We start from the raw sequence: 24,338 nt of genomic DNA, 5'->3' as shown, positions 1-24,338 counted from the left end.
GACCGGGCTTCCGCCCGTTCGGGGCACTCCTGCCCAGAACGGTTCAACCACCACAGGTCGGCACCCTTGCACAGGATGTCGAAACCTGGTGAACAAAGGAAACACTCGATATGACCATGACAGATCCGGTCGCAGACATGCTGACCAGACTGCGCAATGCGAACTCGGCGCACCACGACACCGTGTCGATGCCGCACTCCAAGCTCAAGGTGAACATCGCCGAGATCCTCAAGTCCGAGGGCTACATCTCCGGCTGGGAGGTCGCTGACGCGGCCGTCGGACAGACGCTCTCGCTGAGCCTCAAGTTCGGCCCGAACCGCGAGCGCTCCATCGCTGGCATCAAGCGCGTCTCGAAGCCCGGCCTCCGCGTCTACGCGAAGTCGAACGAGATCCCCAAGGTCCTCGGCGGCCTCGGCGTCGTCATCCTGTCCACCTCCAGCGGACTCCTCACGGACCGCCAGGCCGAGAAGAAGGGCGTGGGTGGGGAAATCCTCGCCTACGTGTGGTAGCCAGTCATGTCTCGTATTGGAAGACTCCCCATCGACATCCCGGCAGGCGTCACCATCGACGTCGCCGGCCAGAACGTCACCGTCAAGGGCCCGAAGGGTGAGCTCTCGCTCGTCGTCGCCAGCCCCATCGAGGTCAAGCTCGAAGACGCACAGCTGCTGGTCACGCGTCCCGACGACGAGCGCAACTCGCGTTCGCTCCACGGCCTGACCCGCACGCTCATCGCGAACCAGATCATCGGCGTCACCCAGGGCTACTCCAAGGGCCTCGAGGTCGTCGGTACCGGTTACCGCGTCGCACAGAAGGGCAGCGCCGTCGAGTTCGCGCTCGGCTTCTCGCACCCCGTCACCGTCGAGCCGCCGGTCGGCATCACGCTGACCGTCGAGGGCAACAACAAGCTCACGGTCGCCGGTATCGACAAGCAGGCCGTCGGCGAGGTCGCCGCCAACATCCGTAAGATCCGCAAGCCCGAGCCGTACAAGGGCAAGGGCGTGCGCTACGCCGGCGAGATCGTGCGTCGCAAGGCCGGAAAGGCTGGTAAGTAACCATGGCTCGTCCAACGAAGACTGCCGCACGTGGCCGTCGCCACGCGCGTCTGCGCAAGAAGGTCGAGGGCACCGCGGTCCGTCCGCGCCTCGTCGTCAACCGTTCAGCCCGTCACGTGTTCGTGCAGGTTGTCGATGACACGAAGGGTCACACCCTCGTCTCCGCCTCGACCATGGAGGACACCCTCCGGACGTTCGACGGCGACAAGACCGCCAAGTCGCGCAAGGTCGGCGAACTCATCGCCGAGCGTGCAAAGGCAGCCGGCATCGAAGATGTCGTATTTGACCGTGGAGGCAACCGCTACGCAGGTCGCGTGGCAGCAATTGCCGATGGTGCTCGAGAGGGCGGATTGAACCTGTGAGCGAAGACAACAAGCAGCTGCAAGAGCCTGTCGCAACCGTGGCCGAGGCCCCGGTCGAGACCGCGGCGTCGACGGCACCGACCGGTGACCGCGAGCCGCGCGAGGCGCGTCGCGGAGGCCGTGAGCGCAACCCGAACCGTGACCGCGGAAGCCGCGACAGCGACAAGAGCCAGTTCCTGGAGCGCGTCGTGACCATCAACCGTGTCTCGAAGGTCGTGAAGGGTGGTCGTCGCTTCAGCTTCACCGCCCTCGTGGTCGTCGGAGACGGCAACGGCATGGTCGGCGTCGGCTACGGCAAGGCCCGCGAAGTGCCCCTCGCGATCGCGAAGGGCGTCGAGGAGGCGAAGAAGAACTTCTTCCGCGTCCCGCGCGTCGGCTCGACCATCCCGCACCCCACCCAGGGTGAGGCGGCAGCCGGTGTGGTGCTCCTGCGCCCCGCCGCCGCCGGTACCGGTGTCATCGCCGGTGGTCCGGTCCGCGCCGTCCTCGAGTGCGCCGGTATCCACGACGTCCTGAGCAAGTCGCTCGGTTCGTCCAACACGATCAACATCGTCCACGCGACCGTCACGGCGCTGAAGCAGCTCGAGGAACCTCGTGCCGTCGCAGCCCGTCGTGGTCTCGAGTTCGACCAGGTCGCTCCGGCCCGTCTGCTCCGCGCAGAGGCAGAGGCCGTTCAGGCGGCCGCTGCTGCGAAGGTAGGTGCCTGATGGCCCAGCTGAGGATCACCCAGATCAAGGGCAGAATTAGTGAGAAGCAGAACCAGCGCGACACGCTTCGCAGCCTGGGTCTCCGTCGCATCGGTGCTGTCGTCGTCCGTCCGGACAACGCACAGAACCGCGGCTACGTGAACACTGTTGCTCACCTCGTACAGGTTGAGGAGATCGACTAATGGCTGAGAAGAACGAAACCACTGAGGAGAAGGCCCCCAAGGCCGCTGCGAAGGCAGCTCCGAAGACGGCCGCTGCGAAGTCCGAGCCGAAGGCGAAGGCGGCCCCCAAGGCTGCTGCTGCCAAGAAGCCCGCGACGGACGAGCCCGCCGAGAAGCGCGAGCAGGTCCTGAAGGTCCACCACCTCCGTCCCGCTGCCGGTGCCAAGAAGGCCCGGATGCGCGTCGGTCGCGGTGAGGCGTCCAAGGGTAAGACCGCTGGTCGCGGTACCAAGGGCACGAAGGCCCGCTACAACGTCAAGGTCGGCTTCGAGGGTGGGCAGATGCCGCTGCACATGCGCACCCCGAAGCTCCGAGGCTTCAAGAACCCCTTCCGCGTCGAGTACCAGGTCGTGAACCTGGAGAAGCTCGCCGAGCTGTACCCCAAGGGTGGCGACGTCACCACGGTCGACCTCGTCGCCAAGGGTGCCGTCCGGAAGAACGAGAAGGTCAAGGTTCTCGGAAACGGTGACATCTCGGTTAAGCTGAATGTCGCGGTCGACAAGGTCTCCGGCTCAGCTGAGCAGAAGATCGTGGCAGCCGGGGGCAGCGTCAAGTAGCCCTCGGCCGGCTCCGCACAGGAGCTCACTCGGGTGGCCGGCATCATGCCGGTCACCCGGGCCGACCCCGCACCATCCCACAGGAGGCCCCTTTTGTTCACCGCCATCGGCCGGATCTTCCGGACCCCGGATCTTCGTCGGAAGATCGGGTTCACACTCGGAATCATCGCCATCTACCGGCTCGGGTCCTTCATCCCAGCTCCGTTCGTGAACTTCCCGAACGTGCAGCAGTGCCTCGCGAACCAGCAGGCAGCCGGAGCTTCGGGCCTCTACGAGCTCGTCAACCTCTTCAGCGGTGGCGCTCTCCTCCAACTCTCCATCTTCGCGTTGGGCATCATGCCCTACATCACCGCGTCGATCATCGTCCAGCTGCTCCGCGTGGTCATCCCGCACTTCGAGACGCTGCACAAGGAAGGCCAGTCCGGCCAGGGCAAGCTGACGCAGTACACCCGCTACCTCACCATCTTCCTCGGCATCCTCCAGTCGACGACGCTGATCACCGTCGCGAAGAGCGGTGCACTGTTCGGGAACCAGGGCGGCGTCTGTGCCGACCTCATCACCGCCCAGGGCGGCACCTGGTACGGCATGCTCCTCATGGTCGTCACCATGACCGCCGGCACCGGCCTCGTCATGTGGATGGCCGAGCTCGTCACCGAGCGTGGTGTCGGCAACGGCATGTCCCTCCTCATCTTCACGTCCATCGCCGCGACCTTCCCCGGTTCGCTCGCCGCCATCTGGACCGCGAAGGGACCGGAGGTCTTCCTCCTCGTCCTCGCCGTCGGGCTGGTCATCGTCGGGCTCGTCGTGTTCGTCGAACAGTCGCAGCGCCGCATCCCCGTGCAGTACGCCAAGCGCATGGTCGGACGCCGCACCTACGGCGGCAACAACACCTACATCCCCATCAAGGTCAACATGGCCGGTGTGGTGCCCGTCATCTTCGCGTCGTCGATCCTGTACCTGCCGGCCCTCATCGCGCAGTTCAACCAGCCGACGACCGGTACGCCGGCGCCGTGGGTCCTCTGGATCCAGCAGTACCTCACCAAGGGCGACCACCCGCTGTACATGCTCATGTACTTCCTGCTCATCGTCGGGTTCACCTACTTCTACGTCGCGATCACCTTCAACCCCGAAGAGGTCGCCGACAACATGAAGAAGTATGGCGGCTTCATCCCCGGCATCCGCGCGGGTCGCCCAACGGCCGAGTACCTCGACTACGTGCTGACACGGGTCACGCTCCCCGGCTCGATCTATCTGGGGTTGATCGCGCTCCTGCCACTCATCGCTCTGGCGCTCGTCGGCGCGAATGCGAACTTCCCCTTCGGCGGCGCATCGATCCTCATCATCGTCGGCGTGGGCCTCGAGACGGTGAAGCAGATCGACTCGCAGCTCCAGCAGCGCCACTACGAAGGACTCCTGCGTTGAGCGCGTCCGGAAAGCCCCGTCTGCTCATCGTCGGTCCTCCCGGGTCCGGCAAGGGCACGCAGGCAGCCTTCCTGTCGGAGCGCTTCGGCATCCCGGCGATCTCGACCGGAGACATCTTCCGCGCGAACATCAAGGGCGGTACCCCGCTCGGCAAGCAGGTCCAGGAGCTCGTCCGTGGGGGCGGCTACGTCCCGGACTCGCTGACCAACGAGATCGTCCGCGACCGCCTGCACCAGCCGGACGCCCTCGACGGGTTCCTGCTCGACGGCTACCCGCGCACGACCGACCAGGTCGTCGCACTCGACGCGCTCCTCGCTGAGAACGGGACGAGCCTCGATGCGGTCGTGCAGTTGCAGGCGGAGACCGAAGAGGTCGTCGTCCGGCTCCTGAAGCGTGCCGAAGCGGAGGGCCGCCCCGACGACACCGAAGAGGTCATCCGCCACCGGCTCGAGCTGTACGCGAAGGAGACCGCTCCGCTGATCGAGGTCTTCACGGCGCGCGGACTCGTCGTCGCGGTGGACGGACTCGGCGAGGTGTCGGAGGTGACTGCGCGGATCGATGCCGCGCTGGCAGCTCGCGGCATCATCGTGCCCGCCGTCTGACGCAGAACGCCTCCAGTACGGTGTTCCGGAAGTCGATCTACAAGACCCCCGAGCAGATGCGCGCGATGATCGCGCCCGGGCTCGCGACTGCGGCGTCGCTCGACGCCGTCCGCGAACGGATCGCTCCCGGCGTCACGACCCTGCAGCTCGACGCGGTGGCCGAAGCGGCCATCGTCGCGGCCGGCGGTCACTCCAACTTCAAGCTCGTCCCGGGGTACCGGCACACGGTCTGCACCTCGGTGAACGACGACGTCGTGCACGGGATCCCCGGCGCTCGGGTCCTCGGCCCGGGCGACATCGTCTCGGTCGACAGCGGTGCGGAGATAGACGGCTGGAACGGCGACTCGGCGATGACGGTCGTCCTACCCGACCCGAGCCGGCCGGAACTCGTCGCCGAGCGCGAGCGGTTGTCGGCCGTGACCGAAGGGTCGCTGTGGGCGGGTATCGCGGAACTCGCGACGGCGCGTCACCTCAACCAGGTCGGTGCAGCCATCGAGGAGTACGTCGAGGACCATTCCCCTGAGGGACGTCCGTACGGCATCCTCACCGACTACGTCGGTCACGGCATCGGTCGCACGATGCACGAGGCGCCGCCGGTCTTCAACTACCGCGTCCGCCAGCGCGGCCCCGAGGTGAAGCCCGGGCTCGTGGTGGCCATCGAGCCGATGGTGGTGGCGGGGAGCCCGGACACCTTCGTCCGCGACGACGAATGGACGGTCGCCACGCTCGACGGTGCGGCTGCCGCGCACTGGGAGCACAGCGTGGCCGTGCACCGCGACGGGATCTGGGTGCTGACGGCTCCCGACGGTGGCGCCGCGGCATTGGCCGCGTTCGGCGTCACGCCGGTCCGCCCCGCCTGACCGCCGCGCCGCCGTGCGCCGGCTCCACCACCGGTAGAGTTGCTCGTCATGAGTGCTCCGATCGTGTTCCTGCTCGACGTCCTGCCCGCAGACGCCGTCGTCGACGAGGCGACGCTCGAGGCGTCGATCACCTCCGGCGGTGACGGCTCGGATGTCCTGAGCGTCTTCGATCTCGGGCCCGCGCGCGGCGACGGCATCTTCGAGACGATCGGTGTGGTCGGGCGCCGCGCGCAGTCGGTCGAGGCGCACCTCGCCCGGCTGACCGAATCGGCGGCCATTCTCGACCTGCCGGCGCCGAACCACGCGCAGTGGCGGTCCGCCGTCGCGCGCGCGGTCGCAGCACTTCCGGACGCCGAGCAGAGCGCCGTGCGTCTGGTCCTGACACGGGGGAGCGGTGAGCGCCCGACGGCCTGGGTCTCGGCGACGCCTGCCGGTGGATTCCCTGAACGCGAGACCGGGATCGACGTCGTGCTCCTGGATCGTGGCCTGTCGAGTGACGTCCAGGAACGGTCACCCTGGCTGCTCGCGGGCGCGAAGACGCTCTCGTACGCGGTCAACATGGCGGCCCTCCGGGAGGCGCACCGTCGCGGGGCGGACGACGTGCTCTTCGTGAGCAGCGACGGGTTCGTGCTCGAGGGGCCGACCTCGACCGTGGTCGCCCGGATCGGGGGCACCTTCGTCACGCCGCCCGCGACGAGCGGCATCCTCCCCGGCACCACACAACTGGCGCTCTGGGAGCACCTCGAAGCGGAGGGACACCCGTGCGAGGACCGCATGCTGACCCCGGACGACCTGATGCAGGCCGATGCGGTGTGGTTGCTCTCGAGCGTGCGGCTGGCTGTCCCCGTCACGGCCGTCGACGGCCGGCCGGTCGGCATCGACCGAGGGCTCACGGCGGAGCTGAACGCCGCGCTCCTCGCGCGGACCGAGTGACGACGAGCGCCTCTCGACGTTGAGTTGGTGAAACGCGGAAACATAGCATAGAATCGATCTTTGGTGCTTTCTGCATGCCTTCGGCGAGCCGACATCCGCACCGCAATCCATCCGCACGACCAGTGCGACTCAACCTGAGCGACAGTGAGGCTATGGCCAAAAAAGACGGCGTCATCGAGATCGAGGGCCAAGTGGTCGAGGCTCTGCCCAACGCGATGTTCCGCGTTGAGCTGACCAACGGACACAAGGTACTTGCCCACATTTCGGGCAAAATGCGTCAGCACTACATCCGCATCCTCCCAGAGGACCGCGTGATCGTGGAACTGACCCCCTACGACCTGACCCGTGGTCGGATCGTCTACCGCTACAAGTAGGTCGCGCTGTAAGTAACGGCCGGACGCGCCGCCACCAACCGGTGTCGGGCCCGGCACGACGACAGCGAAAAGAGAGAACTATGAAGGTCAAGCCCAGCGTCAAGAAGATCTGCGACAAGTGCAAGGTCATCCGTCGCAACGGCCGCGTCATGGTCATCTGCGAGAACCCGCGCCACAAGCAGCGCCAGGGTTGATCTCAGAGGACCTGCAGCACGCAGCCCTGAGCACCACAGCAGCACCCCTCTAACGGCAGTTCCACATCCCGCAACGCGCGAGCGCGGCGGGGGACACCTCGGGTCGGAGGCCCGAGCACCGGAACTGCTCCACACCTCCACAACTCCTAGGAGAAGCCACCATGGCACGTCTCGCCGGCGTAGACATCCCACGCGACAAGCGCGTGGAAGTTGCACTGACGTACATCTACGGTGTTGGCCGCACGCGGTCACTCAAGACCCTCGCCGACACCGGCATCAGCGGAGACATCCGCGTGAAGGATCTCACCGATGACCAGCTGATCGCCCTGCGCGATTACATCGAGGGCACCTTCAAGGTCGAGGGTGACCTCCGCCGTGAGGTCGCCGCCGACATCCGCCGCAAGGTGGAGATCGGGTCCTACCAGGGCATCCGTCACCGTCGTGGCCTTCCGGTCCACGGCCAGCGCACCAAGACCAATGCGCGCACCCGCAAGGGCCCGAAGCGCACCGTCGCCGGCAAGAAGAAGGCCCGCTAGGCCCCGCCTAGTCGCCTCGTCATAGGACTCAGGAGATATTCATGGCAGCACCAAAGTCGGCCGTTCGGAAGCCGCGTAAGAAGGAAAAGAAGAACATCGCCGTGGGCCAGGCCCACATCAAGTCGACGTTCAACAACACGATCGTCTCGATCACCGACCCCTCGGGCGCGGTCATCAGCTGGGCGTCGTCCGGTGGCGTCGGCTTCAAGGGTTCGCGCAAGTCGACCCCGTTCGCCGCACAGCTCGCCGCCGAGTCGGCTGCGCGTCAGGCGCAGGAGCACGGCATGAAGAAGGTCGACGTCTTCGTCAAGGGACCGGGCTCCGGCCGCGAGACCGCGATCCGTTCGCTCCAGGCCGCAGGCCTCGAGGTCGGTTCGATCAACGACGTCACGCCTCAGGCACACAACGGTTGCCGCCCCCCGAAGCGTCGCCGCGTCTAATTCCTTCGGTTCACCGGCCGTGATCCGTCCGTGGCGATCGTCTGATCGCCGCGGACGGATCACGGCATGGTCCTGGTGACCAGGGCCAGCGAACACAATTCAATACCTCGCCAACGCAAGTGTCATATAGCGGACACTTAGCCGAAAGGAATCCATAGTGCTCATCGCACAGCGCCCTACGCTCACCGAAGAATCCATCTCGGAGTTCCGCAGCCGGTTCATCATCGAGCCGCTCGAGCCAGGCTTCGGGTACACCCTCGGGAACTCGCTTCGTCGCACCCTGCTGTCGTCCATCCCGGGCGCCGCAGTCACGAGCATCCGCATCGACGGTGTGCTGCACGAGTTCAGCACCATCCCCGGTGTCAAGGAAGACGTCACCGAGATCATCCTGAACATCAAGGGCCTCGTCGTCTCCAGCGAGCACGACGAGCCGATCACGGCGTACCTCCGCAAGACCGGCGCAGGCCAGGTCACCGCGGCCGACATCTCGGCTCCGGCCGGTGTCGAGGTCCACAACCCGGACCTGGTCATCGCGACGCTCAACGACAAGGCGAAGTTCGAGCTCGAGCTCACGATCGAGCGTGGCCGTGGCTACGTCTCGGCGACGCAGAACCGCAATGAGTTCAGCGAAGCCGGTCAGATCCCCGTCGACTCGATCTACTCGCCCGTGCTCAAGGTGACCTACCGCGTCGAGGCGACTCGTGCCGGTGAGCGCACCGACTTCGACCGCCTGGTCGTCGACGTCGAGTCGAAGCCGGCGATCACGCCGCGCGACGCCATCGCGTCGGCCGGTCGCACGCTGACCGAGCTGTTCGGTCTGGCCCGCGAGCTCAACACCGCTGCAGAGGGCATCGAGATCGGCCCCGCGCCGGTCGACGCCGTGCTGCCCGGCGAGCTCTCGATCCCGATCGAGGACCTCGACCTCTCCGTGCGCTCGTACAACTGCCTCAAGCGTGAGGGCATCAACAACGTCAGCGAGCTCGTCGCGCTGTCGGAGACGCAGCTCATGAACATCCGCAACTTCGGTCAGAAGTCGGTGGATGAGGTTCGCGACAAGCTCACCGAAATGGGCCTCTCGCTGAAGGACTCGGTCCCCGGGTTCGACGGCGCCCACTTCTACAGCGGCTACGACGACGAGACCGTCTCCTAGCTCGCGATCCACCTGACGACTTTCCAACCTGAAGAGAGACAAGAATGCCTACTCCCACCAAGGGACCCCGCCTCGGAGGCGGCCCCGCTCACGAGCGTCTGCTGCTCGCCAACCTCGCTGCTGCGCTGTTCACCCACAAGCGCATCCAGACCACCGAGACCAAGGCGAAGCGTCTTCGTCCGCTCGCTGAGCGCCTGATCACCTTCGCGAAGCGTGGCGACCTGCACGCCCGCCGTCGGGTGCTCGCGACCATCACCGACAAGAGCGTCGTCCACGAGCTCTTCACGGAGATCGCTCCGCTCGTCGCCGACCGTCAGGGCGGCTACACGCGCATCATCAAGACCGGCTACCGCAAGGGCGACAACGCTCCGATGGCCGTGATCGAGCTCGTCCTCGAGCCCGTCACGCCGAAGGCGAAGCCGGCCAAGCAGTCGGCGAAGCACGCCGCAGCGCCGGTCGACGAGGCTCCTGCCGAGGAGACGCCCGCTGCCGCCGAGGCCGAGGTCGAGGCTGCTGAGGCAGTCGAGGCAACGGAGACCGACGGCGAGTCGGTCGACGCCGGCGAGACCACCGACGAGGCTCCCGCGAAGGACGCCAAGTAGGTTCGGCACCACACGAACGGAACCCCGCTCTCCGCACGGAGGGCGGGGTTCCGTCGTTCCCGGGCGCTTTTCGACGGTGTCCTAGGCTGGAGGCATGAGTACCACTCCTGCCGTTCCGGACGGCCGCCCGGCACGTCCGCAGCACCCCGAGATCACGCAGTGGCGTCCGGCGGAGCGCGCGCACATCGACGACATCGTCGCGCTGTGCCGCGCCATGGACCCCTTCGACAACCCCCACCGGGTGACGAGCCGTGACGAGATCGCCGACGAGTTCGATCACGAGTGGATCGACATGGCGACCGACAGTCTGCTCGCGTTCTCCGAGGACGGGACGCTCGTCGCCTACGCGATGGTGATCCTGTCGCCGTCGAGGGACGTCTCCGTGTACTCCTACGTGTTCGGCGGCGTGCACCCCGCGTGGCGCGAGCGCGGGATCGGTCGTGTCCTGCTCGCCTGGTCCCTCGAGCGGTCCGAGCAGCAGCTGGCCTCGGTGGAGACGGGGGCTCCGGCCTCCTCTCGGGCCTACGTCGACGAACGGAACACCGCGGCAGCGCGGTTGTTGGAGCGGTTCGGGTTCGGTGTGGCACGCTACTTCACCATCATGGAGCGCGACCTCTCCCGGCCGGTCGAGGAGATCGACGTCCCCGCCGGCGTGACGCTCGAGGAGTACCGGCCCGAGTTCGCCGATCGCACGCGCGACGCACGGAACGACTCCTTCCGCGACCACTGGGGGAGCCTCGAGACGGTTCCGGCGATGTGGGCGCAGTTCGTGGGCGGCGCACACTTCCGAGACGACCTCTCGGTGGTGGCGGTCGCCGACGACGGACGGGCCGTCGGGTTCACCCTGGCGGAGGTCGACGAGGACAGCTGGTCTGCTCAGGGCTTCACGAGCGCCTACATCGCCCTGGTGGGTACCGTCCGCGACTGGCGCGGGCGGCGCTTGGCTCCGGCCCTCCTCGCCGCGGCACTCCGACGGATCCAGGCCGCCGGTCTGGAGCGGGCGACGCTCGAGGTCGACACGGCCAGCCCGACGGGAGCGCTCGGGCTCTACGAACGGCAGGGGTTCGTCGCGACGACGCGTGATCTGGCGTACGTCCGTGAGCGGTGACGCCTCCGAAGCGGTGAGCGTGCTGCCGGCGCAGCGGTTCAAGCTCGCGATCGCCTACGACGGGACGGACTTCGCGGGGTGGGCGAAACAACCCGGCCTGCGGACGGTCGAGGGGGTCCTCGAGGAGGCCCTCTACCGGGTGCTCGGGAAGACCGTTCCACCCGTGCCACGGTTCGTGGTGGCCGGACGCACCGACGCCGGTGTCCACGCGTCGGGCCAGGTGGCGCACCTCGACCTGACCGAGCCCCAGTTGGCCAAGATCACCCGCCTGCAGGGCCGCCACGCGGAGTTCCCCGACGGTTCTCCGCGCTTCGAGAGTGCGAGCACCCTGCTGGCCCGGCGACTGAACGGCGTCCTCGGGATGGATCGCGACGTGGTCATCCACGCGGCCGAGCCGGCTCCGGAGGGCTTCGACGCGCGGTTCTCCGCCGTCTGGCGTCACTACCGGTACCGGCTCGCCGACGCCGGCGTGCGCAAGGATCCGATCGTCCGCCGCACCACGAGCTGGACGACCTCCTCACTCGACCTCGGGCTGCTCCAGCAGGCGGCGGCGTCCCTCGTCGGACTCCACGACTTCCAGGCGTACTGCAAGCCGCGACCTCGGGCCACGACCATCCGCACCCTGCAGGCCTTCAGCTGGGAACGTGACGACGCGGGTGTGCTCGTCGCCCGACTCACCGCCGACGCGTTCTGCCACAGCATGGTCCGTTCGCTCGTCGGTGCCTGTGTCGCCGTGGGGGAGGGGCGTCTGTCGCTCGAGGAGGTCGTCCGGCTCCGGGACGGCGGCCACCGCGAGATCGACTTCCGGGTCATGCCGGCGCGGGGACTCACCCTCGTCGAGGTCGGGTATCCGGAGCCCGGTCTCCTGCAGTCCCGCGCAGCGACGACGCGGCAGCGGCGGAGTCACGAGCACGTGGCGGCGGGCGCCGATTGATCGCGGGTGTGAATTGACCGACGAGGGGTGATCACGTAGACTCTCCCGTTGGTGCCTGCGCCTTCTGCGGTGCGGTACCCGAAGTTGAGCCCTCCACCTCGGGCGTTCCGATCGGAACTCCCAACAGGAGCGGGATTCACGAACGACCAACTCCGACCAGAAAGCAGCACTATTGTGACGCGCACGTATTCCCCGAAGGCCAGTGAGATCACGCACGACTGGGTCGTCATCGACGCCACCGACGTGGTCCTCGGCCGCCTGGCCAGCCACGCCGCAGCGCTCCTGCGCGGCAAGCACAAGGCGACCTTCTCCCCGCACATGGACGGTGGCGACTTCGTCATCATCGTCAACGCAGACAAGGTCGCCCTCACCGGCGCCAAGCTCCTGCAGAAGAAGGCCTACCGCCACTCCGGTTACCCGGGCGGGCTCTCGGCCGTCACCTACGCCGAGCTCCTCGAGAAGAACCCGATCCGCGCCGTCGAGAAGGCGATCCGCGGCATGCTGCCGAAGAACTCCCTCGGCCGCGACCAGCTGAAGAAGCTCAAGGTCTACACCGGCAGCGAGCACCCTCACGCCGCTCAGCAGCCCAAGCCGTTCACGCTCGACCAGGTCGCCCAGTAAGCACCGGACAAGAAAAAAGGATTTCACAGTGGCGAACATCGCAGATTCCATCGAAGAGACCCCGCAGAGCTACTCCACCGAGTCGGCTCCTGAAGCAGCTGTCACCGCGCCTCGCGCCGTGCTGAGCGTCCCCGGCGCAGCCGTCGGTCGCCGCAAGCAGGCCATCGCCCGCGTGCGCCTCGTCCCCGGTAGCGGCACCATCACGGTCAACGGCCGCACGCTCGAGGACTACTTCCCGAACAAGCTGCACCAGCAGCTCATCAACGACCCGTTCACCGTCCTCGACCTGGTCGGCGGCTACGACGTCATCGCACGCATCTCCGGTGGTGGCCCCTCGGGCCAGGCCGGTGCGCTGCGTCTCGGCATCGCGCGCTCGCTCAACCAGATCGACGAGGAGAACAACCGCGCCACGCTGAAGAAGGCCGGCTTCCTCTCCCGCGACGCTCGCGTCAAGGAGCGCAAGAAGGCCGGACTCAAGAAGGCCCGTAAGGCTCCGCAGTTCTCGAAGCGCTAATCGCGCTCAGGACAAGCGAAGCTCAATGCCTCAGCTGTTTGGTACCGACGGTGTTCGCGGTCTCGCGAACGCCGACCTGACGGCAGACCTCGCTCTCGGCCTTGCCCAAGCCACCGCAGTGGTGCTTGGGCAAGGCCGTAGTGCTGAGGCCCGCCGTGCCGCCGGGAAGCGTCCGGTCGCCGTGCTCGCACGCGACCCCCGCATCTCCGGCGAGTTCCTGTCCGCCGCCGTCGCGGCGGGCCTGGCGTCCTCGGGCGTCGACGTGCTCGAGGCAGGCGTCCTGCCGACGCCCGCGACGGCGTTCCTCATCGCCGACATCGACGCCGACTTCGGCGTGATGATCTCCGCCTCGCACAACCCCGCGCCCGACAACGGCATCAAGATCTTCGCCCGTGGTGGCACCAAGCTCCCCGACGCCGTGGAGCGCCGGATCGAGGAATACCTCGACCGCCCCAAGCTCAGCCCGACCGGTGCCGACGTCGGTCGCATCGTCCGGTTCGCCGACGCCGAGGACCGCTACGTCGTCCACCTGCTCGGCAGCCTGCCCAACCGCCTGGACGGCATCCACGTCGTCCTGGACTGCGCGCACGGCGCTGCCGCCGGCGTGTCACCGGAGACCTTCCGTGACGCCGGCGCGCGGGTCACGATCATCGGCAACGACCCTGACGGCATGAACATCAACGACGGGGTCGGCTCGACGCACCTCGACCTCCTGTCGCAGGCGGTCCTCGAACACGGGGCCGATCTGGGCATCGCGCACGACGGCGACGCCGACCGGTGCCTGGCGGTCGACGCCGACGGCAAGATCGTCGACGGCGACCAGATCATGGCGATTCTCGCGGTCTCGATGCAGGAGCGCGGCAAGCTCAAGGGCGACACGCTCGTCGCGACCGTCATGAGCAACCTCGGATTGCACGTGGCCATGCGGGAGCACGGCATCACGGTCGTGCAGACCGGTGTCGGCGACCGCTACGTCCTCGAGGCGATGAACGAGCACGCCTACTCGCTGGGTGGTGAGCAGTCGGGCCACGTCATCATGGCCGACTACGCGACCACCGGCGACGGCATCCTCACGGGCCTGCACATCGTGGCCGAGATGGCGCGCACCGGCAAGACCCTTGCCCAGCTCGCCGAGGTCATGCAGGTGTACCCGCAGATCCTCGTCAACGTCACGGGCGTCGACCGCAACCGACTCGTCGGCGACGAGGTCGTCGACGCCGCGGTCCGCGACGCGGAGGCCGAGCTCGGCGACGAGGGCCGTGTGCTCCTGCGTCCGTCGGGCACGGAACCGCTCGTCCGGGTCATGGTCGAGGCGGCCGACCAGCCGACGGCGGACCGCTTGGCCCATCGTCTCGCCGACGTCGTCCGCGAACGACTCGCCATCTGAGCCGTCCGGCGGCGGGCCGGTGGGTCCAGCTGTGGAAGAGTGATCGCATGACTTCGACGACGAGTGGGGCCTCCGGGCAACCGACGCCCTACGTGGAGATCGACCGCGCCGAGTGGGCGCGACTCGCTCCCGAGACGTCCACGCCGCTCAGCGAGACCGAGGTCGTGCAGATCCGTGGCCTCGGCGACCGTCTCGACATGCGGGAGGTCGAGGAGGTCTACGTGCCGCTCAGCCGGCTGCTCAGCCTGTACGCAAAGGGGACGCAGGACCTCGGGCGGGCGACGAGTCGGTTCCTCGGTGATCAGGCGCTCCGCACCCCGTTCGTCATCGGGGTCGCCGGCTCGGTGGCCGTCGGCAAGTCGACGATCGCCAGACTGCTGCGCGAGCTGCTGTCGCGCTGGCCGGACACCCCGCACGTCGAACTCGTCACGACCGACGGGTTCCTGTACCCGAACGAGGAGCTGCAGCGGCGCGGCATCATGGATCGCAAGGGCTTCCCGGAGTCCTACGACCGCCGGGCCCTCCTGCGGTTCATCACGGCTGTGAAGAGTGGGGCCGCCGAGGTGCGCGCGCCGTTCTACTCGCACCTCCGCTACGACATCATCCCGACGGCGCAAGTCGTCGTGCGGCGCCCGGACGTCCTGATCGTCGAGGGGCTGAACGTCCTGCAACCGGCCGCGACCGCGAGCGGCCTCGCGATCAGCGACCTCTTCGACTTCAGCATCTACGTCGACGCCAGGACGCGCGACATCGAGTCCTGGTACGTCGACCGGTTCATGGCGTTGAAGCGCGGCGCGTTCTCCAACCCGAACTCCTTCTTCAACGTGTTCGCCGAGCTCTCCGACGAGGAGGCCGCCGATCAGGCGCGCGGATTCTGGCGGTCGATCAACGAGCCGAACCTCGTCGACAACATCCGCCCGACCCGCTCCCGGGCGAAGCTCGTCCTGCGGAAGGACTCGGACCACACCGTGTCCTCGGTGCTGCTCCGCAAGCTCTGAGCGCCCCGTCCGGCACCTGACCGTCGAGCTGCGCGAGTTGGTGCAGCATCCTCGCAAAATCGCGCGATTATGCTGCTCTACATGTGTGGAATCGTGGGGTACGTCGGGAACGACAAGACGGTCGACGTCCTGATGGGCGGATTGAAGCGGCTCGAGTACCGGGGGTACGACTCCGCCGGCATCGCCGTGCTCGACGCGACGGGTTCGTTGAACACCCGCAAGCGTGCCGGGAAGCTCGCCGTCCTCACCGAGGACCTCGCCGCGAACCCGATCGCCCCCGGGGCGACCGGCATCGGCCACACCCGCTGGGCCACGCACGGCGGGCCGACCGACCGCAACGCGCACCCGCACCTCGGCGACGAGGGGCGCCTCGCGCTCATCCACAACGGCATCATCGAGAACTTCGCCGAATTGCGTGCCGAACTCCTGGCCGACGGGTTCACCTTCGAGAGCGACACCGACACGGAGATCGCCGCGGTCCTCATCGGCCGTGAGTACCGGTCGACGGGCGACCTCACCGAGGCCTTCCGCCGCGTCGTCGCCCGGCTCGACGGGGCCTTCACCCTGCTCGCGATGCACCAGGAGCTGCCCGGCGTCGTGATCGGAGCGCGCCGGAACTCGCCGCTCGTCATCGGCCTCGGCGACGGCGAGAACTTCCTCGGATCCGACGTGGCCGCCTTCGTGCAGTACACGCAGCGAGCGGTCGCGATCGGCCAGGACCAGATGGTCGTCATCACTCCGGACGACGTCACGGTCACCGACTTCTCCGGCAACCACGTCGTGACCGAGCCGTTCGAGATCCAGTGGGACGCTTCCGCAGCCGACAAGGGTGGCTGGTCGAGCTTCATGGCGAAGGAGATCAGCGAGGAGCCCGACGCCGTCGCCAACACGATCCGCGGACGGGTCGAGGGCGGACAGGTCGTCATCCCGGAGCTCGCCGGCCTCGACGAACTCTTCCTCGACATCAACCGCATCGTGATCATCGCCTGTGGCACGGCCGCGTACGCGGGCACCGTCGGCAGCTACGCGATCGAGCGGTGGGCGGGCATCCCGGTCACGGTGGAGCTCAGTCACGAGTTCCGCTACCGCGACCCGGTGATCGACGCCCGCACCCTCGTCATCTCGGTGAGCCAGTCGGGCGAGACGATGGACACGCTCATGGCGGTCCGTTTCGCGAGCGAGTCCGGCGCGAAGACCCTGTCGATCTGCAACACCCAGGGTGCGACGATCGCCCGCGAGTCCGACGCCGTCGTGTACACGCACGCCGGGCCGGAGGTCGCGGTCGCGTCGACGAAGGCGTTCACCGCGCAGATCACGGCGCTCTACCTGTTCGGGCTGCACCTGTCCCGCGTCCGCGGCACGCAGACGCCCGAGTACCTGGCCGCGCAGGTCGAGGAACTCCAGGCCGTCCCGGACAAGATCGCCAGCATCCTCGGCGCATCCGAGAAGATCGCGCAGCTCGCGCACTGGATGGCCGATTCCCGTGCGGTGCTCTTCCTCGGCCGGCACGTCGGATACCCGATCGCCCTCGAGGGTGCGTTGAAGCTCAAGGAACTCGCCTACATCCACGCCGAAGGGTTCGCCGGTGGTGAGCTCAAGCACGGACCGATCGCCCTCATCGAGCCGGGCCAGCCCGTCTTCGTGGTCGTGCCGAGCCCGCGGGGTTCCGCGATCCTGCACCCCAAGGTCGTCTCGACCATCGAGGAGATCCGCGCTCGCGGTGCCCGGGTGATCGCGATCGCCGAACAGGGTGACGCAGCGGTCCTGCCCTCGGCGGACGAGGTCATCCCGATCCCGCTCGCCGGTCCGCTCTTCGAGCCGCTGCTCGCGGTCATCCCGCTCCACATCTTCGCGATGGAGCTCGCGACGGCGAAGGGCCTGGACGTCGACCAGCCCCGCAACCTCGCGAAGTCCGTCACGGTCGAGTAGGTGTCGGTCCGCAGGGTCCGAGGTGGCCCGTCGGCCGGTCCGCCCCGCACGATGCGTCGGCCGTAGAGTAGAAGGATGATCATCGGTATCGGGGTGGACCTCGTGGACCTCGCGAGGTTCGAGCGGGCCGTGACCCGGACCCCGAACCTCCTCGCCCGGCTCTTCGTGCCTGCTGAACGGGAGTTGCCGTTGCGTTCGCTCGCCGGCCGCTTCGCCGCGAAGGAGGCGCTCATCAAGGCGCTGGGCTCCTCCGACGGCATCCGCTGGCAGGAGATGGCGATCGTGAACGGTCCGGAGGGGAAGCCCGACTTCGAGCTGTCCGGGGTCACGGCCGGGGTCGTCGCCGAGCGCGGCATCACGAGCATGCACCTCAGCATGACCCACGATGCCGGGGTCGCCGTCGCCTTCGTCGTCGCCGAGCGGGAGGGCTGATGTCGAGCGGTTCCGACACGCGTCCGACGCGCGAGGCGATCATCGACCTCGAGGCGCTGCGGCACAACGTCCGTCGTCTGCGCGAGATCACCGGTGTCTCCGAACTCATCGTCGTCGTCAAGGCGGACGCCTACGGGCACGGTGCCGCGGTGATCGCCCGGGCGGCCGTCGAGGCCGGTGCCGACCGGCTCGGCGTCGCCGACATCCGCGAGGGGGTGGCGCTCCGCGCGGCCGGGATCACCGCGCCCGTCCTCGCATGGTTGCACGGACCGGACGCCGATTTCGGTGTAGCGCTCGACGCCGGGATCGAGCTCGGTCTGTCATCGGCGGCGCAGCTCGACCGCGTGATCGAGGCGGCCAGGAATCGCGGATCCGAGGTGCCCGTCGTCCAGTTCAAGCTCGAGACCGGCCTCAGCCGGAACGGCGCTGCCGAGGCCGATTGGCCGGAGCTGTTCCAGGCCGCCGCAGCAGCCGAGAGCGCCGGTCTCGTCCGGATCGACGGACTGTTCTCGCATGTGTCCAACACCTCGAGTGCGGACGACGCCGCCGCCGCCGTGCGGTTCGAGCGCGGTGTCGCCCTCGCCACCGCCGCCGGGCTCACGCCACGGAGTCTCCACCTCGCCGCCTCCGCGGCCGCCCTCGGCGAACCGACACTCCGGTACGACGCCGTGCGCCTCGGGATCGCCGCCTACGGGCTGTCGCCGTTCGAACCCACCGAGGACGCCGCGCGCTCGGCTGCCGCCTTCGATCTCCGCCCGGTCATGACACTCCGGGCGTCCGTCGCCGCCGTGCGTCGCGTCGAGCCGGGTACCGGCGTGTCCTACGACTACAGCTACCGAGCGGACTCTTCGACGACGCTCGCCCTCGTCCCGCTCGGCTACGCCGACGGGGTGCCCCGTAGCGCCTCGAACGCCGGCCCCGTCGTGATCAACGGCCGCCGCTACCGGGTCTCCGGTCGGATCGCCATGGACCAGTTCGTCGTCGACGTGGGAGACGATCCGGTCGAGGTGGGTGAGGACGCCGTCCTGTTCGGCGACCCTGCCACCGGCGCGCCCCGCGTCGAGGAGTGGGCCGAGGCCGCTGGGACGATCAACTACGAACTCGTCACCCGGATCGGGCCACGAGTGGTGCGGACGCCGAGGGAGCGGTCATGACGGATCAGGTCCTCACCCCGGGCACGGTCGAGGTGGCGACCCCGGAGGAGATGCACGCGTACGGCGTCCGGCTCGGCGCGGAACTGCGCGCCGGGCAGTTGTTCGTGCTGACCGGGCCGCTCGGGGCGGGCAAGACGACCCTCACGCGCGGGATCGGGGAGGGGCTCGGGGTGCGTGGTCCGGTCACCAGCCCGACCTTCGTGCTGGCGCGCACCCACCCGAGTCTCGTCGGCGGTCCGCCCCTCGTGCACGTGGACGCGTATCGGCTCGGCTCGGCGCTCGAACTCGACGACCTCGACATCGATTTCGCCCGATCCGTCGTCGTGGTCGAGTGGGGCGCCGGACTCCTCGACGGCGTCGTCCCCGAATGGTTCGAGCTCGTGATCGAGCGGCCGACCGGTGCCGGCGACGCGCCCACGACGAGCGACGCCGGTGAGGAACCGATCGAGCAGCGGACGCTCACGCTCTCGCGGCATGCCGCCACCGACCCCGGGTAGGCTGGACGACGTGCTGTTGGCGATCGATACATCCGCGGGTTCGAGCGTCGCCGTCGTCTCCCTGGACGGCGTGATCCTCGCCGAACGGTCATCCGACGACCCGATGCGTCACGCCGAGGTCATCGGCTCGCTCATCGCCGGCTCGCTCGACGAGGCGGGGGTCGCCGTCGCCGACCTCACCGGGGTCGTCGCCGGCATGGGCCCCGGACCGTTCACCGGGCTCCGGATCGGCATCGCGGCCGCACGCAGCTTCGGTGTCGGAGCCGGACTCCCGGTCCACCCCGTCGTGAGCCACGACGGCATCGCGCTCGACGCCTACGCCACCGGCCGGGCAACGCCGGACGACGGGCTCCTGGTCGTCACCGACGCCCGTCGCCGCGAGCGCTACTGGACGGCTTACGCGGGCCTCGACGCGACCGGTCTCCCCGTCCGCACCCAGGGTCCCGCCCTGGCGAAGCCGGAAGACCTGCCGAGCTCGGAGGCCGTGCGGTTCGACGCGGTCGTCGTCCCAGCCGGTGCGCTGGGCCGGATCGCGGCACTGCTCCTCGCTTCCGACGGCGCGTTCGCGGGGGAGGAACCCCTCTACCTGCGCTCACCCGATGTGACGATGTCCACCGGCGCCAAGCGGGTGACGGCATGACCTGGTTCCTGCGCCGGGCCGGCGTCGCAGACCTCGACGCGATCATGGAACTCGAGAGCACCGTGTTCCTCAACGACGCGTGGTCGACCGAGATGATGCGTGCCGAACTCGCCTCACCGCACGGCCACTACCTCGTCGCGACCGAGGTCGACGCCGAGGACGCCCCGCTGGCCGGCTACGCCGGGCTCTTCGCGCCCTCCCGCTCCGACGACGCCGACATCCAGACCATCGCCGTCGCCGGCCACGCCAGAGGCGGCGGGCTGGGGCGTCTGCTCATGCAGGCGCTCATCGAACAGGCGAGACAGCAGGACGTGTCGCAGGTGTTCCTCGAGGTCAGGGCTGACAACCCCGTCGCGATCGCGCTGTACCGGAGCCTCGGCTTCGAGGAGCTCGGGGTGCGACCCGGGTACTACCAACCGGACGACGTCGACGCCATCGTCATGCGTCTCACCGTCCAGGCGAGGCCACCGATGCCCGCGCACGGGCGGCCTCCGCTCGAACAGGCCGACGACCACCCCGGGAGCATGGCATGAACCGCGACGAACCACTCGTCCTCGGCATCGAGACGAGTTGTGACGAGACCGGCATCGGCATCGTCCGCGGACACCGACTCCTCGCCAACACCATCGCCTCCAGCATGGACGAGCACGCCAGGTACGGCGGCGTCGTCCCCGAGGTGGCTGCACGAGCCCACCTCGAGGCGCTCCAGCCCACACTCCTGACGGCACTCGCCGAAGCCGGCGTCACGCTGGCCGATCTCGACGCCGTCGCCGTGACGAGCGGTCCTGGCCTGTCCGGCGCACTGATGGTCGGTGTCGGAGCGGCGAAGGCGCTCGCCGTCTCCCTCGGCAAGCCGCTGTACGCGGTCAACCATCTCGTCGGACACGTCGGGGCCGACGTGCTCGATTCCGAGGACGGCCTCATCGAGTACCCGACCATCGCGCTGCTGGTGTCGGGCGGACACACCTCGCTCCTCCTGGTGCGGGATCTCGTCTCGGACGTCGAACTCCTCGGCGAGACCATCGACGACGCGGCGGGCGAGGCGTTCGACAAGGTCGCACGCATCCTCGGTCTGCCCTACCCGGGTGGTCCGCAGATCGACCGGGCGGCGGTCGGTGGCGACCCGAAGGCGATCCGCTTCCCCCGAGGGCTCAGCCTCCCGAAGGACATGGAGCGCCACCGCTACGACTTCTCCTTCTCCGGGCTGAAGACCGCGGTCGCCAGATGGGTCGAGGCCAAGCAGGACGCCGGCGAGCCGGTACCGGTCGCCGACGTGGCGGCGAGCTTCCGTGAGGCCGTCGTCGACGTGCTCGTCTCGAAGGCGGTCAAAGCGTGCACCGAGCTCGGCGTGCCACGCCTCCTGCTCGGCGGTGGCGTGATCGCGAACGCGCGCCTCCGCGAGGTCGCCGCCGAGCGCACGGCGGCAGCGGGCATCGAACTCCGCATCCCGCCACTGCAGCTGTGCACCGACAACGGTGCGATGATCGCGGCGCTCGCGTCCCAGCTCATCTCCGCCGGACGCGAGCCCTCCTCGCTCGACTTCGGCGCCGACTCGACCCTGCCGGTCACGGAGATCCAGGTCCACTAGACGGCTCCCCGGCGCGAGCGGGGCACCCTTCTCGAGGCGGTCGTCGACGAGCCCGTCCACCGCTCGACGCATAGGATGGGGCCGGTACCCGGTGACGGAGCGAAGGAGTGGCGATGGACGAGCAACAGCACCCCGAGGGACGGCCCGCGCAGCAGAACGGCACGCCGGGGCAGCAGCAGCAGCAGTCCGGTCAGCCGGAGCACGGCGGTCGACCCCCGCAGGGGCAGCAGTACCCGACGGCGCAGCAGCAGCCGCCGTACCAGCAGCCCGCGCAGCCGCAGCCGCCCTACCACCAGGCCTCACCGCAGCAGCAGTGGTCTCAGGCCGGCCAACAGGGGTACGGCGTGCCGCCTGCCACTGACTGGCGCGCCGGCGCGCCGGCCGCTCCATCCGATCGACCGGCTCAGCCGACGGCTCCGTCCACCTGGCAGGGCGAGCAGTCGACGTACCTCCAGACCGTGCCGACGGCCGTGTACCAGGCTCCGAGCCAGGGCGGATACGCCGCGTACCAGCAGCAGCCTTCATCTTCGGGCGCGTCGGCCGCCCCCACGTCCACCACCCGCAGCACCTGGTCGCTCGTCAGCGGCATCGTCGGGCTTGTCGTGTCGATCTTCGTCGGTTGGGGCTTCCCGCTGTCGATCGTCGCGATCTTCCTCGGATTCGGTGCACGCCGCCGCGAACCGGGGGCGCGTGGTCGCGCGCTGACGGGTCTCGTGACCGGCTTCGTCGGCCTCGCCTGTTCGATCGGATGGCTGGTCTACAGCGTCGTCGTCATCATCGGCTACGTTTCGACCTAGTCAGCACGACGGACGGGAAGGCGACCGCACCGCGCGGTACACCGCGTCAGTGACCGACGCGCTCCACCAGCAGGGCGCTGTGCTTCCCCGCGATCCTCGTGAGGATGATCGTCGCCGAGCCGTCGCCACGCAACGCGAGCCGCTTGCGGAACGCCGCCGGATCGATGTCGACCCCGCGCTTCTTGATCTCGAGGACCCCGATCCCGCGTTCGCGCATCGTCCGCTTGAGGGTCTTCTCGTCCATCGGAAGCCGCGCGATGACGCGGAACGTCGACGCGAACGGCGAGGTCGTCGCGCTGTCCGACGTGAGGTACGCGATGCCCTGACCGAGCATGCCCGCCTCCAGCCGCACAGCGAGGTCGCCGATGAGGCGAGCGCGGATGACGGAGCCGTCGGGTTCGTGGACGTACGCACCGAGGTCGCGGACCGGTGCGTCGTCCGCGTCGCCGTCCGCCGTGAGTTCGTGGTGGACGCCGTCCGCGAGCAGGAGCGCGGAGCGCCGGACACCCGGTCGGGCGAGCGGGCCGAACCAGAGGGTCATCTCGACGAGTTGGCCGTCGACCGAGACCCATTGCGCCTCGGCATCGTCGGGGATGAGGGATCGATCGAACCCCGGTCCGAGCTTGACGCCGACCGGGAGGCGGCTCGCCGTGTCGAAGACGGTGTCGAGGGAGGGGGTGTAGTCGGCGGCGCTCGCGAGTCGGGACGTGTCGACGTGCCCTGCCGTTCGCCTGGCCGGGTCGAACCAGACGGCGTCGAACTCCTCGAGCGCGACGTCCTCGGCCGCTTCGTTCCGGACCGTCGCCGTCGGGAACGGCGCCAGGTTGTAGCTCGCGATCGCGGCGGTCACCTCGTCGATGTCGACCGCCGTCACCTCCAGGTCGAGGGAGGCCATCGCCATCGAGTCCGCGCCGATGCCGCTGCCGAGATCGGCGATGCGGGTCAGGCCTGCCCGGGCGAAGCGCCCCGCGTGCAGCGCCGCCACGGGCAGCCGGGTGGCCTGTTCGAGACCCGCCTCGGTGAACAGCATGCGGTCGGCGAACGGGCCGAACTTGCCGACCGCCTTCAGCCGCAGACGCGACTGCGTGAGCACGGCCGCGACGAGCGCGGGGGAGTGCCCCTCGTTCCGGAGCCGACCGACGAGTCGGACGGCCTCATCCTTGGACGGGTAGGGCGGGAGCGAGTCGAGGAGTCTGAGCCCGTCGGCCGTCAGGAGCTCCACGAGTTCCGATCGTTCCATGGTCAGCGGACTTCGCGCGGAGCTGGGTGCATCCGGCAACGCTAGCAGCCGGTCATTGGCACTCGCATTGCGTGAGTGCCAGAAGATGCCTAGACTGGAATCAGCACTCTCGCAGTGTGAGTGCTAACAACGTCTTCGTTTCAAGAAAGAGGTCAACCGTGTCGGTCTCCATCAAGCCGCTCGAGGATCGCATCGTCATCAAGCAGGTCGAGGCAGAGCAGACCACCGCTTCCGGTCTGGTCATCCCCGACACCGCCAAGGAGAAGCCCCAGGAGGGCGAGGTCGTGGCGGTCGGACCCGGTCGCATCGACGACAACGGCAACCGCGTCCCGCTCGACGTCGCCGTCGGCGACAAGGTGATCTACTCCAAGTACGGCGGCACCGAGGTCAAGTACGCCGGTGAGGACTACCTGGTCCTGTCCGCGCGCGACGTCCTCGCCGTCGTCGTCCGCTAGACACCGGCGAACGAACCTGGCGGCTCAGGCCG

General features: G+C 68.5%; 32 protein-coding genes. 31 read left to right on the top strand and 1 reads right to left on the bottom strand.

The annotated features are described in order from the left end of the window. The first annotated feature begins 110 nt into the window (after positions 1-110). The 30 genes from rpsH to QRN27_RS03870 all read left to right on the top strand — a co-directional run bounded on the left by rpsH (position 111) and on the right by QRN27_RS03870 (position 22,611). A complete protein-coding gene (rpsH, locus tag QRN27_RS04015; RefSeq protein WP_056008118.1) occupies positions 111-509 on the top strand; it encodes a 30S ribosomal protein S8 in 399 nt (132 codons plus the stop codon). A 6-nt stretch (positions 510-515) separates the two neighbouring features. Further along, positions 516-1,052: a 50S ribosomal protein L6 gene (gene rplF, locus QRN27_RS04010; RefSeq protein ID WP_056008113.1), complete on the top strand. Its 537-nt coding sequence runs from the start codon at positions 516-518 to the stop codon at positions 1,050-1,052. A 2-nt stretch (positions 1,053-1,054) separates the two neighbouring features. Beyond that, complete coding sequence (gene rplR / locus QRN27_RS04005; protein WP_056008110.1) at positions 1,055-1,414, top strand: 50S ribosomal protein L18; 360 nt, start codon at positions 1,055-1,057, stop codon at positions 1,412-1,414. Further along, the gene (rpsE, locus tag QRN27_RS04000; RefSeq protein ID WP_056008107.1) at positions 1,411-2,121 is read left to right on the top strand and encodes a 30S ribosomal protein S5; all 711 of its coding nucleotides are present in this window, start codon (positions 1,411-1,413) and stop codon (positions 2,119-2,121) included. The genes rplR and rpsE overlap by 4 nt, the downstream gene beginning before the upstream one ends. Then, positions 2,121-2,303 carry a 50S ribosomal protein L30 gene (rpmD, locus tag QRN27_RS03995; RefSeq protein WP_079001710.1) on the top strand — a complete coding sequence of 61 codons (183 nt, stop codon included), beginning with the start codon at positions 2,121-2,123 and terminating at the stop codon, positions 2,301-2,303. Before rpsE ends, rpmD begins: the two co-directional genes overlap by 1 nt. Next, the gene (gene rplO, locus QRN27_RS03990) at positions 2,303-2,899 is read left to right on the top strand and encodes a 50S ribosomal protein L15 (protein ID WP_082455896.1); all 597 of its coding nucleotides are present in this window, start codon (positions 2,303-2,305) and stop codon (positions 2,897-2,899) included. Before rpmD ends, rplO begins: the two co-directional genes overlap by 1 nt. 93 nt (positions 2,900-2,992) lie before the next feature. Next, positions 2,993-4,321, top strand: coding sequence for a preprotein translocase subunit SecY (gene secY / locus QRN27_RS03985; protein WP_056008105.1), 1,329 nt, complete (start codon positions 2,993-2,995; stop codon positions 4,319-4,321). Next, the gene (locus tag QRN27_RS03980) at positions 4,318-4,923 is read left to right on the top strand and encodes an adenylate kinase (protein ID WP_285036759.1); all 606 of its coding nucleotides are present in this window, start codon (positions 4,318-4,320) and stop codon (positions 4,921-4,923) included. The genes secY and QRN27_RS03980 overlap by 4 nt, the downstream gene beginning before the upstream one ends. 20 nt (positions 4,924-4,943) lie before the next feature. Beyond that, the gene (gene map, locus QRN27_RS03975) at positions 4,944-5,783 is read left to right on the top strand and encodes a type I methionyl aminopeptidase (RefSeq protein WP_285040822.1); all 840 of its coding nucleotides are present in this window, start codon (positions 4,944-4,946) and stop codon (positions 5,781-5,783) included. Between the two features lie 48 nt (positions 5,784-5,831). Beyond that, on the top strand, positions 5,832-6,716 hold the full coding sequence (locus QRN27_RS03970; RefSeq protein ID WP_285040821.1) for an aminodeoxychorismate lyase: 885 nt from the start codon (positions 5,832-5,834) through the stop codon (positions 6,714-6,716). A 152-nt stretch (positions 6,717-6,868) separates the two neighbouring features. Further along, a complete protein-coding gene (gene infA / locus QRN27_RS03965; RefSeq protein WP_017885304.1) occupies positions 6,869-7,090 on the top strand; it encodes a translation initiation factor IF-1 in 222 nt (73 codons plus the stop codon). A gap of 80 nt (positions 7,091-7,170) precedes the next feature. After that, complete coding sequence (gene rpmJ, locus QRN27_RS03960; protein WP_021759549.1) at positions 7,171-7,284, top strand: 50S ribosomal protein L36; 114 nt, start codon at positions 7,171-7,173, stop codon at positions 7,282-7,284. A 161-nt stretch (positions 7,285-7,445) separates the two neighbouring features. Continuing rightward, positions 7,446-7,820, top strand: coding sequence for a 30S ribosomal protein S13 (gene rpsM / locus QRN27_RS03955; RefSeq protein ID WP_056008097.1), 375 nt, complete (start codon positions 7,446-7,448; stop codon positions 7,818-7,820). A gap of 41 nt (positions 7,821-7,861) precedes the next feature. Continuing rightward, a complete protein-coding gene (gene rpsK / locus QRN27_RS03950) occupies positions 7,862-8,260 on the top strand; it encodes a 30S ribosomal protein S11 (protein WP_056008094.1) in 399 nt (132 codons plus the stop codon). A 157-nt stretch (positions 8,261-8,417) separates the two neighbouring features. Next, complete coding sequence (locus tag QRN27_RS03945) at positions 8,418-9,410, top strand: DNA-directed RNA polymerase subunit alpha (RefSeq protein ID WP_056008091.1); 993 nt, start codon at positions 8,418-8,420, stop codon at positions 9,408-9,410. Between the two features lie 44 nt (positions 9,411-9,454). Next, a complete protein-coding gene (gene rplQ / locus QRN27_RS03940) occupies positions 9,455-10,012 on the top strand; it encodes a 50S ribosomal protein L17 (RefSeq protein ID WP_056778745.1) in 558 nt (185 codons plus the stop codon). A 94-nt stretch (positions 10,013-10,106) separates the two neighbouring features. Then, complete coding sequence (locus QRN27_RS03935) at positions 10,107-11,120, top strand: GNAT family N-acetyltransferase (RefSeq protein ID WP_285040820.1); 1,014 nt, start codon at positions 10,107-10,109, stop codon at positions 11,118-11,120. After that, the gene (gene truA / locus QRN27_RS03930) at positions 11,110-12,054 is read left to right on the top strand and encodes a tRNA pseudouridine(38-40) synthase TruA (protein ID WP_285040819.1); all 945 of its coding nucleotides are present in this window, start codon (positions 11,110-11,112) and stop codon (positions 12,052-12,054) included. Before QRN27_RS03935 ends, truA begins: the two co-directional genes overlap by 11 nt. 174 nt (positions 12,055-12,228) lie before the next feature. After that, entirely contained in the window at positions 12,229-12,675 is a 447-nt protein-coding gene (gene rplM / locus QRN27_RS03925) for a 50S ribosomal protein L13 (protein WP_056008079.1), read from the top strand. Between the two features lie 28 nt (positions 12,676-12,703). Then, on the top strand, positions 12,704-13,189 hold the full coding sequence (rpsI, locus tag QRN27_RS03920) for a 30S ribosomal protein S9 (protein WP_056008076.1): 486 nt from the start codon (positions 12,704-12,706) through the stop codon (positions 13,187-13,189). Between the two features lie 25 nt (positions 13,190-13,214). After that, positions 13,215-14,576: a phosphoglucosamine mutase gene (gene glmM / locus QRN27_RS03915; RefSeq protein WP_285040818.1), complete on the top strand. Its 1,362-nt coding sequence runs from the start codon at positions 13,215-13,217 to the stop codon at positions 14,574-14,576. A gap of 47 nt (positions 14,577-14,623) precedes the next feature. Beyond that, positions 14,624-15,574, top strand: coding sequence for a type I pantothenate kinase (coaA, locus tag QRN27_RS03910; protein WP_056008070.1), 951 nt, complete (start codon positions 14,624-14,626; stop codon positions 15,572-15,574). A gap of 81 nt (positions 15,575-15,655) precedes the next feature. Continuing rightward, positions 15,656-17,503 (top strand): glutamine--fructose-6-phosphate transaminase (isomerizing), encoded by a 1,848-nt coding sequence (gene glmS, locus QRN27_RS03905; RefSeq protein ID WP_285040817.1) that lies wholly within the window; start codon positions 15,656-15,658, stop codon positions 17,501-17,503. 75 nt (positions 17,504-17,578) lie between these two features. Then, positions 17,579-17,935 carry a holo-ACP synthase gene (locus QRN27_RS03900; RefSeq protein ID WP_285040816.1) on the top strand — a complete coding sequence of 119 codons (357 nt, stop codon included), beginning with the start codon at positions 17,579-17,581 and terminating at the stop codon, positions 17,933-17,935. Beyond that, positions 17,935-19,089, top strand: a complete 1,155-nt coding sequence (gene alr, locus QRN27_RS03895) for an alanine racemase (RefSeq protein ID WP_285040815.1) — start codon at positions 17,935-17,937, stop codon at positions 19,087-19,089. The genes QRN27_RS03900 and alr overlap by 1 nt, the downstream gene beginning before the upstream one ends. Then, entirely contained in the window at positions 19,086-19,586 is a 501-nt protein-coding gene (gene tsaE, locus QRN27_RS03890; RefSeq protein WP_285040814.1) for a tRNA (adenosine(37)-N6)-threonylcarbamoyltransferase complex ATPase subunit type 1 TsaE, read from the top strand. The genes alr and tsaE overlap by 4 nt, the downstream gene beginning before the upstream one ends. A 10-nt stretch (positions 19,587-19,596) precedes the next feature. Continuing rightward, the gene (gene tsaB / locus QRN27_RS03885) at positions 19,597-20,226 is read left to right on the top strand and encodes a tRNA (adenosine(37)-N6)-threonylcarbamoyltransferase complex dimerization subunit type 1 TsaB (RefSeq protein ID WP_285040813.1); all 630 of its coding nucleotides are present in this window, start codon (positions 19,597-19,599) and stop codon (positions 20,224-20,226) included. Continuing rightward, positions 20,223-20,759, top strand: a complete 537-nt coding sequence (rimI, locus tag QRN27_RS03880; RefSeq protein ID WP_285040812.1) for a ribosomal protein S18-alanine N-acetyltransferase — start codon at positions 20,223-20,225, stop codon at positions 20,757-20,759. Before tsaB ends, rimI begins: the two co-directional genes overlap by 4 nt. After that, complete coding sequence (gene tsaD, locus QRN27_RS03875; RefSeq protein ID WP_285040811.1) at positions 20,756-21,814, top strand: tRNA (adenosine(37)-N6)-threonylcarbamoyltransferase complex transferase subunit TsaD; 1,059 nt, start codon at positions 20,756-20,758, stop codon at positions 21,812-21,814. The genes rimI and tsaD overlap by 4 nt, the downstream gene beginning before the upstream one ends. Positions 21,815-21,927: 113 nt before the next feature. Continuing rightward, positions 21,928-22,611, top strand: a complete 684-nt coding sequence (locus QRN27_RS03870) for a DUF4190 domain-containing protein (RefSeq protein ID WP_285040810.1) — start codon at positions 21,928-21,930, stop codon at positions 22,609-22,611. Between the two features lie 46 nt (positions 22,612-22,657). On the opposite strand, the gene QRN27_RS03865 is transcribed toward QRN27_RS03870, so the two are convergent. After that, entirely contained in the window at positions 22,658-23,851 is a 1,194-nt protein-coding gene (locus tag QRN27_RS03865) for a class I SAM-dependent methyltransferase (protein WP_285040809.1), read from the bottom strand. 158 nt (positions 23,852-24,009) lie between these two features. On the opposite strand from QRN27_RS03865, the gene groES reads away from it, so the two are divergent. Then, the gene (gene groES / locus QRN27_RS03860) at positions 24,010-24,306 is read left to right on the top strand and encodes a co-chaperone GroES (RefSeq protein ID WP_056008047.1); all 297 of its coding nucleotides are present in this window, start codon (positions 24,010-24,012) and stop codon (positions 24,304-24,306) included. Positions 24,307-24,338 lie beyond the last annotated feature (32 nt).

Source organism: Plantibacter sp. LMC-P-059a, from assembly GCF_030209505.1.
GTDB lineage: Bacteria > Actinomycetota > Actinomycetes > Actinomycetales > Microbacteriaceae > Plantibacter.
Note: the sequence above shows the minus strand (reverse complement) of the source record. Positions and strands in the feature narration are given on the sequence as shown.